At 50.5% G+C, this 18,024-nt stretch carries 14 protein-coding genes and 1 tRNA gene; 5 read left to right on the forward strand and 10 right to left on the reverse strand.

Features of this window, described 5'->3' with window-relative positions; translation table 11 throughout:
- The first annotated feature begins 77 nt into the window (after nt 1-77).
- Nucleotides 78-1,007 carry an MBL fold metallo-hydrolase gene (locus H9I35_RS02465; RefSeq protein WP_187420065.1) on the forward strand — a complete coding sequence of 310 codons (930 nt, stop codon included), beginning with the start codon at nt 78-80 and terminating at the stop codon, nt 1,005-1,007.
- Nucleotides 1,008-1,341: 334 nt separating this feature from the next.
- On the opposite strand, the gene tpiA is transcribed toward H9I35_RS02465, so the two are convergent.
- Together tpiA and pgk are read right to left on the reverse strand one after the other, a co-directional pair.
- Nucleotides 1,342-2,091 (reverse strand): triose-phosphate isomerase, encoded by a 750-nt coding sequence (gene tpiA, locus H9I35_RS02470; protein ID WP_187420066.1) that lies wholly within the window; start codon nt 2,089-2,091, stop codon nt 1,342-1,344.
- A gap of 270 nt (nt 2,092-2,361) precedes the next feature.
- Nucleotides 2,362-3,633, reverse strand: coding sequence for a phosphoglycerate kinase (gene pgk / locus H9I35_RS02475; RefSeq protein ID WP_187420067.1), 1,272 nt, complete (start codon nt 3,631-3,633; stop codon nt 2,362-2,364).
- Between the two features lie 167 nt (nt 3,634-3,800).
- Here pgk and H9I35_RS02480 point away from each other — a divergent pair, with 167 nt between their 5' ends.
- Nucleotides 3,801-4,667, forward strand: a complete 867-nt coding sequence (locus H9I35_RS02480; protein ID WP_187420068.1) for a hypothetical protein — start codon at nt 3,801-3,803, stop codon at nt 4,665-4,667.
- A 139-nt stretch (nt 4,668-4,806) separates the two neighbouring features.
- Here H9I35_RS02480 and H9I35_RS02485 read toward each other — a convergent pair whose 3' ends face one another.
- Together H9I35_RS02485 and H9I35_RS02490 are read right to left on the reverse strand one after the other, a co-directional pair.
- The gene (locus tag H9I35_RS02485; RefSeq protein ID WP_187420069.1) at nt 4,807-5,886 is read right to left on the reverse strand and encodes a tetratricopeptide repeat protein; all 1,080 of its coding nucleotides are present in this window, start codon (nt 5,884-5,886) and stop codon (nt 4,807-4,809) included.
- Nucleotides 5,883-8,525, reverse strand: coding sequence for a hypothetical protein (locus H9I35_RS02490; RefSeq protein ID WP_187420070.1), 2,643 nt, complete (start codon nt 8,523-8,525; stop codon nt 5,883-5,885). The genes H9I35_RS02485 and H9I35_RS02490 overlap by 4 nt, the downstream gene beginning before the upstream one ends.
- A 58-nt stretch (nt 8,526-8,583) precedes the next feature.
- On the opposite strand from H9I35_RS02490, the gene H9I35_RS02495 reads away from it, so the two are divergent.
- A complete protein-coding gene (locus H9I35_RS02495; protein ID WP_016520250.1) occupies nt 8,584-9,051 on the forward strand; it encodes a hypothetical protein in 468 nt (155 codons plus the stop codon).
- Between the two features lie 235 nt (nt 9,052-9,286).
- On the opposite strand, the gene gap is transcribed toward H9I35_RS02495, so the two are convergent.
- On the reverse strand, nt 9,287-10,336 hold the full coding sequence (gap, locus tag H9I35_RS02500; RefSeq protein WP_016520251.1) for a type I glyceraldehyde-3-phosphate dehydrogenase: 1,050 nt from the start codon (nt 10,334-10,336) through the stop codon (nt 9,287-9,289).
- A gap of 172 nt (nt 10,337-10,508) precedes the next feature.
- On the opposite strand from gap, the gene H9I35_RS02505 reads away from it, so the two are divergent.
- Both H9I35_RS02505 and H9I35_RS02510 read left to right on the forward strand, forming a co-directional pair.
- Nucleotides 10,509-10,580, forward strand: a tRNA-Val gene (locus tag H9I35_RS02505).
- Between the two features lie 2 nt (nt 10,581-10,582).
- Nucleotides 10,583-12,244, forward strand: coding sequence for a nucleoside kinase (locus H9I35_RS02510; protein WP_187420071.1), 1,662 nt, complete (start codon nt 10,583-10,585; stop codon nt 12,242-12,244).
- On the opposite strand, the gene fliJ is transcribed toward H9I35_RS02510, so the two are convergent.
- The 5 genes from fliJ to fliF are packed head-to-tail and all read right to left on the reverse strand — an operon-like array spanning nt 12,245 to nt 17,898.
- A complete protein-coding gene (gene fliJ, locus H9I35_RS02515; protein WP_187420072.1) occupies nt 12,245-12,679 on the reverse strand; it encodes a flagellar export protein FliJ in 435 nt (144 codons plus the stop codon). It lies immediately after the preceding gene.
- Nucleotides 12,676-14,085 (reverse strand): FliI/YscN family ATPase, encoded by a 1,410-nt coding sequence (locus tag H9I35_RS02520; RefSeq protein WP_187420073.1) that lies wholly within the window; start codon nt 14,083-14,085, stop codon nt 12,676-12,678. The genes fliJ and H9I35_RS02520 overlap by 4 nt, the downstream gene beginning before the upstream one ends.
- 27 nt (nt 14,086-14,112) lie before the next feature.
- Nucleotides 14,113-15,045: a flagellar assembly protein FliH gene (gene fliH / locus H9I35_RS02525; protein WP_187420074.1), complete on the reverse strand. Its 933-nt coding sequence runs from the start codon at nt 15,043-15,045 to the stop codon at nt 14,113-14,115.
- Between the two features lie 20 nt (nt 15,046-15,065).
- Nucleotides 15,066-16,181, reverse strand: coding sequence for a flagellar motor switch protein FliG (gene fliG / locus H9I35_RS02530; protein ID WP_252722699.1), 1,116 nt, complete (start codon nt 16,179-16,181; stop codon nt 15,066-15,068).
- A 4-nt stretch (nt 16,182-16,185) separates the two neighbouring features.
- Complete coding sequence (fliF, locus tag H9I35_RS02535) at nt 16,186-17,898, reverse strand: flagellar basal-body MS-ring/collar protein FliF (protein ID WP_187420075.1); 1,713 nt, start codon at nt 17,896-17,898, stop codon at nt 16,186-16,188.
- Between the last annotated feature and the right edge of the window lie 126 nt (nt 17,899-18,024).

Genomic DNA, 18,024 nt, shown 5'->3' on the forward strand with positions numbered 1-18,024 from the left:
AAAAGCGCCGAATCCGAAAGAAAGCGGTTTCGAACATACTGACGCCGAATCTTTTATCTGATATACTTTTATGCGTTATGGCTGACATACAGGAACTCATCCCCGACGTCTACGTGATCCCCGGCGGAACGAACGTCGGCGTCGTACGCATAAAAAGCGAAAGCGGATGCGCTCTCTATCTTATCGATTCGGGCGGAAGCGAAAAAGACGCGCGCAAAATCGAAACGATTCTCAACGCTCATTTTACCGACTGGCAGCTCCGAGCGGTCATCAACACACATTCGCACGCCGATCATAGCGGCGGAAACGCCTATTTTGCCGAAAAAACGAAGTGCGGCATCTGGATGCCCTACCTTGAAAAAGGAAGCGTCGAAAACACGCTTTTGCAGCCTTCCATCGCATGGGGCGGCTTTCCGCTTCCCGAACTGCGCGTACCCTATTACGTGCCTGCGTATGCGGAACCTACGCACATCATACGCGCCGAAGACTGCGTCGAATTCTCCGACGGAAAAAAAATACGCTTTATCGCCCTGCCCGGCCACTATTTTGAAATGCTCGGCCTTATGTGTACACTCCCCGACGGGAAGTGCGCATTCTTTGCAGGAGACGCCGTATTCGGCAAAAAATTTATCGCGAAATTTTCGATCCCGTTTATGTTCGATGTCGCTTCTTTTTTGGATACGCTCAAAAAACTCTGTTCCATAAGCGCGGACTGGTATGTGCCGAGCCACGGGGACGCCGTCACGCGGATCGACGAAACGGCGGAGATGAATCAAATTGCCGTTTTACAGACGATAAGCTGCATTATAAAGATATTGAAAAAAAAGCCGCATACGGCCGAAGAATTGTTAACCGAAGTCGCAAACGCAAACGGCATTTCGATGAAGCTCGCTCAATACGTACTCATCGGCTGTACGCTGCGCTCTTTTCTCACCTGCTTGTATGAAAAAGGACACATAACGTACGAAATCGCCGATAACAAAATGCTTTGGAAAGCGGTTGACTGAAAAGTCGATTCTTTTTTCAGACAGCTGACGAGTTTAAAATTAAGTCTTTAGGTTCAATTTCGAGTTTTTTAAAACTCGAAATTTTCCATCAGTTTCGTGTAATACCGGAATGGCGAGTTTTGAAAAACGAATAAAAGTGTGCGAAGGCGGGGTTCCGGCTGCGTGCCGTTTCGAGCGTTAGGCTTGCGGAAGCCTGCTCTAAAAGCTCGACCGCGGCTAAGCGGACGGGTTCTCGCCGAAAGCATAGCTTTATTCACGCATACTTTCAAAACTCGACATTCGACTCTTTATATTACCGATGACTTAATTTTAAACATCGCCGCCATGCAATTTTTTACAAAACGCAGATCGGAACGAAAGTGTCGGCTTTCAGCGCCGCCCCTCCGATGAGCCCTCCGTCGATATCCTTTTGAGAAAGCAGTTCGGCTGCATTTGCCGCTTTCATCGAACCGCCGTACTGGATGATCGTTTCGTCGGCGACTTTTTTGTCGTAGAGCTTTTCGATATGAGCTCTGCAAAACGCGTGGATCGCCTCGGCGTCTTCGGGCGTCGCGGTTTTTCCCGTACCGATCGCCCACACCGGCTCGTATGCGATCGTAACGCGCGCCATTTCGGCGGCCGTTACGCCTGAAAGTCCCGCATCGAGCTGGAACGCGCACACGCTTTCCGCCTTTCCTTCTTCGCGTTCGAAAAGCAGCTCTCCGATACACAGAACGACATCGAGACCCGATGCGAGCGCTTTGCGCACTTTTGCGTTGATGAGCATATCGCTTTCGCCGATTTCATGCCGCCTCTCCGAATGCCCGATGATCACCGCTTGCACTCCGATGTCTTTGAGCATTTCCGCCGACACTTCGCCCGTGTGCGCTCCGTTTCCGGTAGCGGCGACATCCTGAGCACCTAAAATAATATTGCTCCCTTTTACAACCTGCGCGACCGCGTCGAGGTAAACGAAAGGCGGAGCGATCATATACTTATTCGGTTTTCCTTTCAGCTGCAGAACCAAATCCTTTGCGAGCGCGACCGCTTCGGCTTTGCTCGTATTCATTTTCCAGTTTCCCGCAATATAATGTGTCCGTGCCATAAAAACTCCTATAAAAACTTTTGCAGGAAGTTGCAACTTCCGAAAAAGTTTTTAGTCGTGCGCAAAAGCGCACACGTTCAATAATCGAGTTTGCGAAACTATACTGTATCGTATTCATTCGATTTTCATTAAAACAATACGTATACATAGATTCCGCAAACACCCGTGCAAACTCGAGATAAAAAGCGACGACGATATTTCAGACGGCGCTTTTTATCGTATCTCCTATAAAAAATTAATAATTTTCAAAACTCGCCGTTTATCGATAATTTATTTTTGCGCCAAAATCGCGATGCCCGGAAGCGTTTTTCCTTCAAGGAATTCGAGAGACGCGCCGCCGCCCGTGGAAACGTGGCTCATCTTATCGGCAAGGTGAAATTTGTTGACCGCAGCGACCGAATCGCCGCCGCCGACTACCGTCATAGCTCCGCGTGACGTTGCTTCGGCGACCATACGCGCAACCGCTTCCGTTCCTTTCGAAAAGGATTCGAATTCGAACACGCCGACAGGTCCGTTCCAAATGATCGACTTCGCTTCTCCGATCGCCTTTTTGTACAGTTCGAGGGTTTTCGGTCCCACGTCGAGCGCCATGAGATTGTCGGGGATATCGGTACCGTCGATCGAAACGGCAGAAGCGTTCGCATCGAAAGACTCGGCGCCTCTGTGATCGACCGGCAAAAGGATGTTTACGCCTTTTGCTTTCGCATCGTTTAATAATTTTTTCGCCGTATCGATAAAATCGTCTTCGACGAGCGATTTTCCGACGCTGTGTCCCTGCGCTTTCAAAAACGTGTACGACATACCGCCGCCGATGACGAGCGTCGATGCGTTTTTCAAAAGACTTTCGAGTACGGCGATTTTCGAAGAAACTTTCGCGCCTCCGATAATCGCAACCATCGGTTTCGGAGGATTGTGCAGCATCGGATCGAGATACTTCACTTCTTTTTCCATGAGAAAACCGCCGACGCATTCCGTTTTCATAAACTTTGCAATCGTCGCAGTCGATGCCTGATCGCGGTGCGCGGTGCCGAACGCATCGTTGACGAAGATGTCGCCGTAAGTCGAAAGCTCTTTGGCCATTCCCTCGCGCTCTTCGGCCGTCTTTGCCGTCTCTTCTTTATGAAAGCGGACGTTTTCAAGCATCATAACTCCGCCCTCAGGCAGAGCGTCGACGGCGGCTTTTTGACCGAGCGCATCGGGCGCAAACGCGACGTGCGTACCGAGCTTTTTTTCCAAATACGCGGCGACGGGTGCCATGCGGTTTTTCCCCGCGATGAATTTTTCTTTGTCCTCTTCGGTAAACGGCTTTCCCGCCTTTTCCGCTTTTTCGGCGGCTTTTTTTACGTCTTTCGCAGGATCGCCGAGATGGCTCATCAAAACGAGGCTCCGCGGTTTTTGTTCGAGGATATATTTGATCGTCGGCAGCGCCGCCATAATGCGCGTATCGTCCTGAACGACGCCGTCTTTCATCGGAACGTTGAAATCGACTCTCATGACGATGCGCTTGCCTTTTAAATCCACATCTTTTACGGTTTTAATCATAATGCCCCCTGCTGTATTGTTTCAAAAAAATTTTGCGATTCTATTTTTTTATTATATATTTTCCGACCGCAATATGCAATCGCAAAAACGCGGATTGTGGGGATTACGCAAAACGCATATTTGCATACCTTGTCTTTTTTCAGCCGATTCATTATTTTTTATATGAAATGAAACGAATTCGAATAACGCTTGTATGTATTTTAGCGCTGACGCTCCCCCTCCCCTTTCTTTTTTCGGAAGCGATTTCCGCCGAAGCGCAAAAGGAAATCGACGGCTTTATGACGCTGCGCATGAACCTCGCTTCCTGCGCTTCCCCCGAAACTGCGCTTTCGGAAATCGAAGCGTATACAGCGGAACATTTTTCAGAAAACGCGCTTGCATCTTTTACCGATGAAGAAAAATTGATTTTCGAGAATTTTAAAATCCTCGAACAGTATAATTATATGCGGCAAATTCCGTCTATGGAAGGTTCTCTCAAATCGCTCATACGTACTCAGTACGATAAAAACGACGCATATTTTTCGGCGCACAAAAACGGCGAGATAAACAAATGGCTGTGGTCTACGGCGGCCGATATGCTTTCGTGCAATTTGAGCTATGCGACGGTCGGCGTCATCATGCGAGACGGCATCGCCGTAAAAAAATATTATGAAAAAGCTCTAAACGAAGATCCCGCCATGTCGTATGCGCTCACGAACATCGCGCAATGGTATTATTTCGCACCGTCCATCGGCGGCGGGAGCAAAACGAAAGCGGGAGAGTATTTCGAACGCGCGGTAAGGGATGCGCGCACTGATGCGGAAACGTATTTTGCGAAGATTTTCCTTTCGCAGTTTTTGTTCGACGACAAAGCGCAAAAAGCCGAAAGCGCAAAGCTGCTCGACGAAGCGGACGCGCTTCAAAGAGGCGGAAGCTATATCGCGTGGATCAAAAAAGTCAATAAAGCCGGGTATTCGCTTTTGCAGTACAACGCCAAAAAAATGACACCCGACGATATCGAAAAAAAACTTGCAAAACAAAACGACAGTTTCTAAAAATAGAAGCTCTCAGAGATTTGAAAAAGCGTTTTTCAGCGGTATACAAAAAATTTTAAGGGACCGTCCTCCTTGCGGCCCCTTTTTTTTATTCGCGCGGAAAAGCATATCGATTGAAATCGTTTAAAACAAAAATCCGCTATCGTATCTTTGTAAGGCTCGCGTTGAATTCGGCACCCGACACTTTTCCTTCGGGACAAAAATTGACTCCGTCGCGGAGCGTCATAAGTTCGTTTTCAACGCAGCCGAGCACCGCATCGAAATCGGAAGAATCCAGCGGCACATCCCGTATGGGACTTGCAAGCATTCTGCTGCGGTAGCGCTCGGAATATCTCAGCGGATTCGGATTTTTTCCGGCAGCCGTCCGTAAGTTCCACAAAAAGCGCGCGCAAAGAATACGGCTCGCTTCCGAAGACGAGCGAAGCTGAGCGTCGTCCGAAGCGCCTGAAACGCTTTTCAGCAAACCCGTACCCCGTACAACGGAGAATAATTTTTCACCGCCGTACTTTTTTCCGCCCGTGTAGATATCCAATAGCTGCGTCGAGACTTGCGTTATTTCGATCATCTGCAAAAGCGAAAGCGACTCGAGCGGCAAAAATTTCGAAAGCGCTTTGTCGCCGGAAACGGCATCTTTAAGACGCCACGCTTTTTCGCGGAGCGGCGAGTACGCGCTTTTATAAAAAGGAGCAAGGAGCAAAAAAGCCGTATCGAAGAGACCCGCCGCTTCATCGTACTTTCCGGCTTTATATGCGCCGAGCGCGGATTCGAGGACGAGAACGCCGTCTCCGCTTCGAAGCGAAAGCGCTTCTTTTAAATTAACAATTCCCAAGCGATGACCGAGCACGATCGCTTCGCTGTCGTCGGCATAGCGGCGGACAGCCTGATCATAGCATTTTCTTGCTTCGTTCGTATTTCCGCCGATAAAATACGCACGGCCCAGAAGCGCATAGAGGCGGGAGGCCGTCCGTTTTTCAAGTTCGGGAAACGCGAGACGCTTTTGTATCTCCGAAATAATATGCGCCCTTTCAGCCGCATACGTTTCAGGATTGTCTCCGCTGAAAAAAGCGGCATCGAGAGGGACAAGACGTGACTGCATCGAAAGCGAAAAACCGCCGTCGGTCGTTTCATCCGAAGAGACGAGTACGTCTTTTTGAAACGTCATACAGGAAACAAGAGCTAACGTGAACGCCGCAAAAATAATAATTATTAATTTTTTCATTGTATATCCCAGGCATATAAGTTTTTATCGAACGAAAGAACGATACATTCGCCCTTTTTATCGCCGTTGACATCCGCTATGACGGGTACGCCCCTGCCCGCGACGGGAAATCCGGGTACGAGTTCGAGAGACTGCATAAAACCGTAGAGTACGTTTTCATCGGCGCACGCATACACGGCATCTCCCGAAGCGGAACGTACGGAAGCGATTTTCCCTTGCCGCGCAGAGGATGCGCCGGGAATCTTTACCGTCGTAAAGGTTCCGTCAAGGGCGAAGCGATACACTTCCGCATCCTCCGAAAGCGCAAAGAAAAAAGTTCCGCATGAAACGACGTTCGTATAAAATACGTCGTTCGTCTCTATCGGAAAACCTTCTTCGAGCTTTGCGTCTTTGAAAAGGTAAAACCTGCCCGATTGGGTTATAAAGGCCGTATAGAGCGATCCTCCCGTTTCCAACAGCGCAGGCGAATCAAAACCTATGCCGTCTATTTCCATCGGCTCGGAAGAATTAATAATTTTTTGATTTTTCATAAGATAGATCGAGCCTGCAAACGACTTTTCGTAGACTGCAGCCGTGTCGCCCGAAAGAGAAGGCGCAGAAAGGATTTCGCCGTCATCCGGAAACTGCACTTCATCGTAAGTACCGTCGTCTTTTACGACGACGATAACCGAACCTCGCGACGGAATCAAAAGCGTTTTACCGAATGCCGCAGGCCGCGCGGACGGAGCGGCGCCCGTGAGGATCGGAAAGTTTCCGACGTTTTCAAGAGTGCGGTTCAGCAAATGTACCGCACCGTTCGCACCGACGGCCCAAAGCACGCCTCCGTCTCTGCACTTTTCCGCAGCCGGAACGATCGACGCGGTTTCGGTCAAACCGAGCTCCGTCTTCTTCATGGACGCAAGTTCGAGAGAGCGTATCTTTTTTCCGTTTTCAAGCCAAAACACCGCACCGGGATTTTTTTCCGCTTCGGCGTGCAGCAAAAAGTCAGTCGCCCCTTCGATCGCGATCGGAAATCCCGGAACGAGACGCATATCCGATACGGAAGAAGCGACCGCATGCAGCTGACAGGTGAGCACGGAATTTTTTAAGCGGAAATCGCAGCGGCCGACCGTATATAATTTGAGCACGTCGGCAAGCAGCGTACCGTTTCGGATAAAAAACGGAATGCTCCGTTTCAAATCGTAATACACGCTCACCGTCGCTTCCGCCGACTGATTGCCGGACACCGTTTTCCAATTTTCGTTTCGCGCAAGCATTTTGCGATCTTTCAGATCATTGTACACTGTCGAAAGATTTTGCGGCGACTCGGAAAAATAAATATATTCTCCCTGCACGAAATAATACGGACGAGGCAGATCGACGCCGAACGACGAAAGCAGCTCGCGAAGCAGCGGCGGCATATCGATGCGGGGAAGGCGCACGCCCCCGATTATTAAATTCGTATTGTTTTCGATCGCAAACGACGAAAATATGGAATCGAATATTGTTTCTCTCTGACGCGCATCGCGTATTTGCAGCACAAAAACGGGATCGGTATTGCCTTCGATACCGAGGACTGCGCACTCGCTTCCCGTCCATGAAAAAACGATATCGTCGAGGGATACCGAAAAAAGCCGCTTACACCAAGCGTTCGCTCTTTGCCATGTGCGCTCGATATCGCTCGTCTTTTGCAAAAGCGGAAAAAGAGCATCTTTCAATTCAGTGAACTGTCCCGCATTCAGCAGCGTATAGTACTGCACGCTCTCTCCGAGCTGCGAAAGAAGCGCGGGCATTTTCGAATTTTTTATTAAAAGAGGCGCGAGCGGAGATACGCTCGTATCCGAAATCGCAAAAGGGAATTCGGCTTTGACCGTAATATCCGCATCGGTGATACCGAATGAAACGACGCTGAGAGCCGTTTCATCGAGCAGAGAGGAAAGAGCCTCAGTAACATCGTTTCCGGCGGTAAACTGTTCGGCAAGCCGCTTTCCGTTAGCAATAATGCGGATGGGATCGTTCGTTTTTTGCAGCAAAACCGCCTTTTCTTCTTTTTTGTACGCATGAGCGTTATCGTCCGAAATCGCACGGGAAAGAGAAGAAAGCGAATCGGATGCTACGACGAGATTTCGCTTTTGAGCGATATAATACGCGCTGTTCTTTTCGGCAGCGTATTTGAAATACGGAAAATCGTAATCTTTCACATACTCCAAATTATTAATATTCAAATGGGGCGCGACAAGAGGAGCAAGACGCGTAAGCGCGGAAAGAAAACTCATATCGATGAGGGCGATATACGACGAAGTCCCCTTCCCCGCATAAAACGCCGCATACACGCTTCGGGAAGCGGCGAAGCGCAGATATTTGTTGCCGCGCAGAGCCGACGAGCGGAACTCCATAAACGGGGCGCGGTAATTCGAAAGCAGCGGATCGGCAAGCAGCACGTCGGCGGCTTTCAAATCGATTATCGGAGAGACGGCATCCCACACGGAATCGGTATGTACGAAAACCGAATAATCGGACGGAATCACGTCGAGAGGCGACATTCTGTCGAGAGCGGAAAAACCGATCCATCCGAAGAGAGAGACGAGGATAATACAGAAAAAAATTAAAATTCCTTTGAAAAGCCGAATAATGAACGGCGATTTTTTCTTTTCATTCATAGCGTACAGTATAGCAGATATGTAATATTTTTTCAGTATCTGTTATAGTTATTTTTATATGAATGAAGAACGAAAACAATTTTTTATCGAACTCGAAAAAAAAATCGGCGACGCCGTCGAAGAGCTGGAATTCGTATGCATCAATGCCGATAAAAAAACATACGCGGCTCTCTCGCTTGTTTCTTCCCGCAGCGAACTTTGGGGGCTCCTCGTCTTTTGTGCACACGGACTGTATTTTTACGTTTCCCCGTCCGAAAATTTCATGGCTCAGATGTTTCGCGAAATGACGCACGGAAAAAAGCCTTCCGAACAGCTCATCGATTTCGGCCGAATCGAAGCGTTCGAAACCGAACTCCCTCCGAAAAAATGGTACAATATATTTTTTACCGATGTAAAACACCGCGTCGACGCATCGTTCGCTCTTGAAAAAAACCGATATTATTTTACGATGACGACGCTCGCTCCCGCCGCCGGCGTACAAGAGCGGATTCAAAAAAAACTGCGCGGAATATCGGCGTCTACATAAACAAACTCGCCGCAAAGCAGCAGACTTTCAAGCGGAATCGCGCATAAAAAAAACCGGCCGACATGCATCACGCACCGGCCGGTTTTTTTCGATTAATAATTATTAAAAATAATCGGAACGACAGACTAAGCCCTTACTTGCTGATCACGCGGATCATTTCGCAGAGCTTGTTCGAGTAGCCCCACTCGTTGTCGTACCCACGGTCGAAGCAAGTGCGTACGACCGTGCACAACACTTACTTGCTGATTACGCGGATCATTTCGCAGAGCTTGTTCGAGTAGCCCCACTCGTTGTCGTACCACGCGATCAGTTTTACGAAATCGTTTTCGAGCGCGAGACCCGCGTTCGCATCGAAGATCGACGTGCGGCTGTCGCCGGTAAAGTCGGTCGAAACGACTTGATCGTCGGTGTATGCAAGGATGCCCTTGAGCGCGCCGTCAGCGGCTTTTTTTATCGTTTCGCAGATATTTTTGTAGGCTTCGTCTTTGTCTTTGCCGGCAGGTTTTTCAAGCTGGCAGGTAAGATCGACGACCGATACGTCGGGAGACGGAATGCGCATAGAAATACCGGTGAGTTTGCCGTTGAGCGCGGGGATAACTTTACCGACCGCTTTTGCAGCGCCCGTCGTCGACGGAATGATATTGTTGTATACGGAGCGGCCGCCTCTCCAGTCCTTTCCGCCCTTTGACGGACCGTCGACCGTAAGCTGCGTACCCGTAGATGCGTGCACCGTCGTCATAAGACCGCGTTTAATGCCGTATTCGTCGTGAATCGCTTTTGCAAGGGGAGCAAGACAGTTCGTCGTGCAGGACGCATTCGAAATGATCGTCTGTCCCGCATAGGTCGTGTCGTTGACGCCGTAAACGAACATCGGCGTGTCGTCCTTTGAAGGCGCCGACATGACGACTTTTTTTGCGCCGCCTTTGATGTGCGCTTCGCACGCTTCTTTCGTAAGGAAAAAGCCGGTCGATTCAACGACGACATCGGCTCCGCATTCGCCCCATTTGATATTCGCGGGATCTTTTTCCGCGAAAACGCGGATTTTGTTGCCGTTTACGATGAGGTGCTGATCGTCGAATTCGACTTTGCCTTCAAAGCGGCCGTGAACCGAATCGTATTTGAGCAGATATGCAAGATAATCGATCAGCATTTTCGAAGGATCGGCTTTATTGAAAGCGAGCAAATCGTTAATGCCGACAATTTGAATGTCGTTAAAGTTTGAAACCGCAGCGCGGAATACCATGCGCCCGATGCGACCGAAACCGTTGATACCGACTTTAATCATACTAATAACCCCTTATTAATAAAAATCATTTTACGGCAATAATTTTACGCTTTATAAATGGCAGTGTCAAGGCGGCACATTATACGGTATCACATTCGGTTTTTCATATTCCTTGACAGCATGCGGTGAACCTGTTAAAATGTATTACTATATTCGATGCTTGAAATCGTTCGGGCGGTTAACTCAGGGGTAGAGTGCTACCTTCACACGGTAGAAGCCATTGGTTCAAATCCAATACCGCCTAATATGCCGGGACATACGCTTTCCGTCACTTTTCCGTCAGGCAAAACCTTGTGTGTGCCTTCCGGTACGCCGATCAACACGCTGCTTTCGCACTTTTCCGAAAAGAGCGAGCACATTCTTGCCGTAAAAGTGAATAACGGAATCGAGCCGTTCGACAAACCGCTCGAAATAAATTCCTATCTCGAACCCGTCCTCGACTCGAGCAAAGACGGCGCGCAAGTGTATCGACGCTCGCTCTGTCTCCTGCTCGCCGCAGCCGCGCACAAGCTCTTTCCGCTGTCGAGGCTTTTGTGCGGACACAGTCTCGGAAGCGGTTATTATTATACGCTCGAAACGGGAAATCCTATAAACAAAGAGCAGATCGCCGCGCTCGAAAAGGAGATGCTTCTCCTCGTCGCAAAAAATCTTCCGATAACCGTACAGTTTCTTTCCTACACCGACGCGGTTTCGCTTTTTGAAGCGCTCGGGCGCGTCGAAACCCGGCTGCAGCTGAACTATTTTTGTCCGCCGCGCGTTAAAATCAATTCTCTCGACAATTTTTCCGATCTCTATTTCGGTCCTCTCGTTCCGTCTACGGGCTTTTTGAAAACGTTCGGCCTCCTTCCCTACGGTAAAGGCTTTTTGCTGCGCTTTCCTCAGCCGTCGGATCCCGACGAGCTCCCCGAATTCGTCGATCAGCCGCAGCTTTTCGAAATCTACAGCCGCTACAAAGAATGGGGAAAACGCATCGGCGTAACATCGGCGGCAACTCTCAACAAACTCGTCAACGAACGCAAGATAAACGATTTTATCGATATAGCCGAAACCTTTCAGCAGCGGCAGTTCGCCGACGTCGCCGATCAGATCGCAAAACGCGAACAGGTGCGCGCCGTATTGATAGCAGGTCCGTCGAGTTCAGGCAAAACGACGTCTGCAAAAAAACTTGCGCTCGAACTCGAAGCGATCGGCTACTTGCCGCACGTGCTCAGTCTCGACAGCTATTACGTCGGCCGTGAAAAAAATCCGAAAGACGAAAACGGCGATTACGATTACGAATGCCTCGAAGCGCTCGACATCGATTTGCTCAACGACAATCTGCTCGATCTCTTTGCCGGAAAAGAAGTGCGCATCCCGTCGTATAACTTTATACGCGGAGAACGCTATTATGAAGACAAAAATACGATAAAGCTCGCCGACAACGAAATTTTAATAATCGAAGGAATCCACGGCTTAAACGATAAACTGACCTCTCGCATTCCGCACGAACTCAAATTTAAAATCTACCTGTCGGCGCTCACGCAGCTGAACCTCGACGACCATAACCGCATTTCGACGAGCGACAACCGTCTCATCCGCAGAATCGTGCGCGACTCGCAGTTCCGAGGCAAAAGCGCCGCCGAAACGATTTCCATGTGGCCGAGCGTTCAAGCGGGAGAACAAAAACACATATTCCCCTTTCAAATCAACGCCGACGCGATGCTCAACACCGCTCTTGACTACGAGCTTGCAGTTCTCAAAGTCTACGCCGATCCGCTTTTGAGATGCGTCAACCCGACGCAAAAAGAATACGGAGAAGCGTGCCGCCTTTTGAGCTTTTTATACAACTTTTCGCCGATTCCGCCGACTGCCGTTCCCGCGCGATCGATCATGCGCGAATTTATCGGCGGCAGCGCATTCCATTATTAATTAAACTCTTCCCCTAGCAGCGCGTGCGTTTGTCACGTCGTCGGCGATATCGTTCGCTTCGTTCATCTCCGCGTCTTTGTACTCATCGAACTGACGCTCGCGCAGCTTATGGAGGCCTTCTGTTTTTTGCATCGCATCCTGCATTTCTTTGCGCCTTTGCTCGGAAACAAGTTTCGCTTCCGCCATCTTTTCCAAAAGGTAATCTTTTTGCTGATCGAGGAGAACGTAAAAATCGTTTGCTCGCGCTATATCGTTGAAATCGGTAGAGCCGCGCATATTTTCGGCGAGAGCGGCATATTGAGAAGCGACTTCGTCGAGGCGCATTTGAATATCGTGTTCGACCGCCATCGCTTTACCGAGCGCGAGTTCCGCTTCGTTTTGCAGATACTCGCGGTATTTCATCACGTCTTCGAGAGGAAACGTAAATTTTTTCATTCGGACTCTTCGGCGATTTCCGCGGCACCGAGAGAAGGAACGACGGGAGCTTCTCCGTATTCTTCGGGCGGGATCGCAACCCCTGAAAGCTCAGAAAGTTTTTTAAGCGTTTCGTCGAGCGGACACTTTTCGTATTCTTCCTGCATTAAAAAATCTTCGATAGCGGCATGCTTTTCGAGAGCCGCATCGATTTCAGCCGAATTGCCTTTTTGGTAGATACCCGTCGTGATCATCATTTCGTTATTCGCATAAGAGGCCATAAGCGTGCGCAGTATGCCGACGGCTTTTTGCGTTTGGCGTCCGGTAACGCGTTTGGAGAGACGGCTTATCGACTGCAGTACGTCGATCGCGGGGTAATGGTAGACTTGAGCGAGGCGGCGGTTCAATATGATGTGCCCGTCGAGCGTTCCGCGCACTTTGTCGGTGATCGGTTCGTTGAGATCGTCTCCGTCGACGAGTACGGTGTAAAACGCCGTGATGGACCCCTTGTTGTTTGTACCGGCTCTTTCGAGCAGCTTCGGGATCATATCGAATACGCTCGGCGGATAGCCGCGCTGTGCCGGCGGTTCGCCGTTTGCAAGTCCTATTTCCCGCTGAGCTTGAGCAAATCGAGTGACGGAATCGAACATGAGCATGACGTCTTTGCCTTTGTCGCGGAAATATTCGGCGACGGCGGTCGTCACGTAAGCTGCGCGCAGGCGGCAGATCGACGGCTGATCGCTTGTCGCCATAACAACGACCGAACGAGCCAAACCTTCTTTTCCCAAATCGCGGTTTATAAAATCGAGCACTTCGCGGCCACGCTCTCCGATCAAACCGATAACGTTGATGTCGGCGTCGGTATTGCGCGCTATCATACTGATGAGCGTCGATTTTCCGACACCGCTTCCGGCAAAAATACCGAGCCGCTGCCCCTTACCGACGGTGAGCATCGCGTCGATCGCGCGCACTCCGGTCGCTACACGGCGCACGACGGGAAGACGCTTCATAGGATCGGGAGGAGATGCGACTGCAGGATAATAAGTTTCCGGCACGATTTCACCGAGCCCGTCGCAGGGTTTTCCCGTCGCATCGATGACGCGTCCCAAAAGCGATGAGCCGACGGGAACGCGCAGTACGGAACCCGAAGCGACGACTTCACAGCCGACTTCGAGCCCCTTCGTGTCGCCGTATGCGGTAAGCTTTACCGTCGTACCGTCAAGAGCGACGACTTCGGCCGCAAGCGTTTCGGCGGAATCGGGCATGCGGATCGTACACATTTCGCCGATGACCGAACGCGGACCCCGGCTTTCGATTTCGAGACCGTTGACCGCCGTCACGTGTCCGATGTATAAAATCGGATCGATCCCTTCCGCCGTTTTGAGGTATTTTGAAAAATCGAATTCTCCCGTATACGATGAACGCATGTCCCCACCCGTACCGATTTTATCAATTTAAGAAGACGGTTCGATCACGTCTGATTTTGCAAGCGTCTTTACCGGCGAGATTTCCATGACGCGGTTTTCGAGTTCGCTGAGTTGGCTCGAAATGCGCGCATCGATCGCGCCGAAGTCGGTTTCGACGATACAGCCGCCCTTTTCCACAGTCGAATCTTCGACGACCGTAATGCCTCGTATATTTTCGACCCGCTTGATAAAATCGTCTATGTGTTCCGTCGTGAGTTTGACGTCTTCGAGATTGACGCGCAGCGTCACTTCGCATCTGCCTTTTACCTTTTTCAGAGCAGCGAGCACGTTGCTCATGATGACGCTCTTTTGATTTTCGGAAATGATTTTGACCACTTTGCGCGTCATCAAAATGACGAGTTCTACGATCTGCGTTTCGGTATCGCGCAAAATCTCTTCGCGGCGGCGCATGACGGCTTCGAGCATCGCATGCATACGCTCGATGAGGCGGTTCGCTTCCGCTTCCCCGTCGCGGTAGCCGCTTTCGTGCCCTTCGTCAAAACCTTTTTTATACGCGTCCGATTCGACTTTTTGCTGCTGAGATTCGGCATCGCGGATAATTTCCTGTGCCGATTCCTGTGCTTTTTTTACGATCTCTTCCGCGTTTTTTTGAGCATCGGCTTTAATAATATTCGCTTCGTCGGTTTGACGCTTTACTTCGGCAAAAGCCGCCTGTTCCGCTTTCCGGACGATTTCATCCGCAGACGCCTGCGCTTCGTCGAGCATCCGCTTTTTTTCCGCTTCCCAGTTTTTTTTGTACTCTTCCGCTTCGCGCCGTAAATCGTCGGCCGTCGGCCCGTCGTATTCCGGTGCTTTTTCGACTTTTTTTTCTTCTACGGGCTTAAAGTCGTGGACGAGCTTCAACATAACTTCGCCCTTTTGAGCTTTGACTTCATTCGGGCGGAAAACGGTTTTTGCCATCTGCTTCCTCTATAGTGCCGTCAAGTTACGAGTTCGTCTTCACCGGAACGGGCGATGACGATTTCACCGGAATCTTCAAGACGGCGGATCGTCGAAACGATTTTTTGCTGCGATTCTTCAACGTCTTTGAGACGCACCGGCCCCATGAATTCCATATCCTCTTTTAACATACTCGCCGCGCGCTTGGACATATTGCGGAAAATTTTATCCTGCACTTCCGTATCGACGGATTTGAGCGCTTTTGCGAGTTCCTGCGTATCGACTTCGCGCAGCACTTTTTGAATGGCGCGGTCGTCGAGCATAACGATATCTTCGAAGACGAACATTTTCTTTTTGATCTCTTCGGCCAAATCGGGATCTTCTTCTTCAAGCGATTCGATGATCGCCTTTTCGGAAGAGCGGTCGACGAGGTTCAAAATTTCTACGATGCTGTCGACACCGCCGGCTGCAGTGTAATCTTCGCTTGAAAGCGTCGAAAGTTTTTTTTCGAGCACGCGTTCGACTTCGCGCAAAACATCGGGGGAAGTTCTGTCCATCGTCGCAAGACGCTTCGAAACTTCCGGCTGCATTTCTTCCGGCAGATTTTGGAGTATAACGGCGGCTTTGCCCGGTTCGAGATATGCGAGGATGAGCGCGATCGTCTGCGGGTATTCCTGCTGAATAAAGTTCAGCAAGTGCGCGGGATCGGTACGCCGTATAAAATCGAAGGGACGCACTTGGAGCGAACTCGTGAGACGGTTGATGATGTCGATCGCTTTTTGGCTTCCGAGCGATTTTTCGAGGAGTTCGCGCGCATAGTCGATACCGCCGGTCGTGATGAAATTCTGCGCGTTCATCAGCTCTTGGAATTCTTCAAGAACGGCGTCTTTAAATTCCGCATCGATCGTTTCCAAACGCGCTATTTCAAACGTCAGCGTTTCGACTTCGTCTTCGCGAAGATGCTTCATGATTTCGGCGGAAACGTCGCTGCCGAGCGATACGAGGAATATGGCGGCCTTTTGCCGTCCGGTTAAACTTTTGTAATCTTTTATGCCTTTTTTACCGCCCGCCGACGTCGGCGTTTTTAAACTGCCGGGCTTCGGAATGGGCTTGGGATTATTCGATTTTGCAGCTGCGCCCTTCGCTTCTTCTGCCATACTGTCACTCCTCCATCAGCCACGTGCGTATGAGCATCGCAACGTCTTCCGGATGCTCTTTTGCCATCGCGATCGCGTTTTCCTGAAGCTCCGCCCTACGCGACTCTTCGACGGACATCGTAACGCCCATGCCCTCCTCTTTCGCGTCCCACAGCGCCTGCTCGCGGGCAGCCTGCTGCTGGCGCAAAAGCTCTTCTTCGCGAAGACGGCGCCTCCGTTCGCGCTCCCGCATGATAAGACGGATGACGATGAACAGCACGAGAACAAGCGCGATCGCGCCGAGAGAAAGCATAAAGGCAAGACGCCGCCTGATGCCCGCAAAATACGCTTCGTCTTCTGCGGCAAACTGCGCGGTTCTGTCGTACGGAATATTCGTCACCGTTACGATATAATTTTTGCTGACATCGTAGCCGACAGCTCCTTGAATATAGTTCGCCGTCTGCACGAGCGTATCCGTCGGAACGGGCGTATACACGCGCCGGATCCTGCCCGTTTCCGGATCGATAACCGGCTGATGGGTTTTCGGGTCGAGCTGCGTCGTCCACGTACCATCGACGTTCGCCGCAACCGAAACACGATCTATCTGCGGACTCGTCTCTTTATGCTCCTGAGTAGTATTGACGACATTGTTTTGTATAACGCCCGTTTCTGTAGAACGCCCGATGACGTTCGACATATCCGAATACACGGGCGGCGTCTGGCCTTCGGTGCCCGCGGGCCCTTCGGGATTAAAGCCCGTACCCTGCCACTCTTTCGTAACGGTCTGCTGCGCAATCGTGAGCGAATCGCGGAGCTCGGAATCGTCCCAGGGAGTACGCGGATTGTCGGCGCGGATTTGAATCGGCGTGTAGATCGTGGAATCGCTTGTGCGCTTCGACATATCCATATCGATTTTGATATTCAAATCGCGCATGCGGTCTTCGGTATACGTGCTTTGCAGCGATTTTAAAATCTGCGCGCGGTAGTAGGCTTCGAGCTTTTGAATTTCTCGCTGCTGGCGTGCGACGAGATTGACGGTATCGATCGCGTCCATCGCGGCGAAATCGTTCAAGACATTGCCGTCGGCGTCGGTGATCGTGATGTTTTCGGGACGCAATCCTTCGACGGCCGTCTGCACGAGGCTTTGGATACCGCGTATGCGCCTGGGATCCTGCAGCAGAGAACTCATAGGTTTTACGCGCAAAATGATGCTCGCAGTTACCGGATTTTGTTCGGAGATAAACAGAGAGTTGTCGGGCAAAACGATGTTGACGTCGGCCTTCGTTATGTCGTCGATCGCTTCGAGGTGCTGTTTGACCGTCTGCGTGATCGCGTTTTTAAGGCGCACGTTTTGTTCGGCGTCCGTCGTCGACCAGCTTCGATTGTAAAACGATGCGAACGGATCGATATTCGACGGGACAAGCCCCTCGCCGATGAGCACGTCCCTCATGCACCGCGCGGTGCGTTCGTCTCCGACGGAAATATAACCGTCGTCGGTCACGTAGGCTTCGACGTTTTGTTCGCTCAGTTTGTCGAGGATTCTCGTCCGCGCCGTTTGATCGGTAACCGGCGAATTGAAAAGCCTGACCGTCGTCGGACGCGACGAAAGAGATGCCGCAAGTACGACGGCAACGATGACGAGCGCAACAAGGGCAAAGAACACGATCTTTTGCACGACCGTTCCTTTCGCCCACAAATTTCGTACGGATTCAGTAAGCTTTTTGAGCCATTCGTTCATCTACCCCTCCCGTGAACGAATACGTAAAACGGTAAATCGCACCGTTAAAGTATAGGGAATTATACCATATTATTATATTTTTGAAAAGCGAAAGTTTTATAAAACGGCCGATGCCTCATACCGCCT

The sequence above is a fragment of the Treponema sp. Marseille-Q4132 genome (genome assembly GCF_014334835.1).
In the GTDB taxonomy this organism is placed as follows: Bacteria; Spirochaetota; Spirochaetia; order Treponematales; family Treponemataceae; genus Treponema_D; species Treponema_D paredis.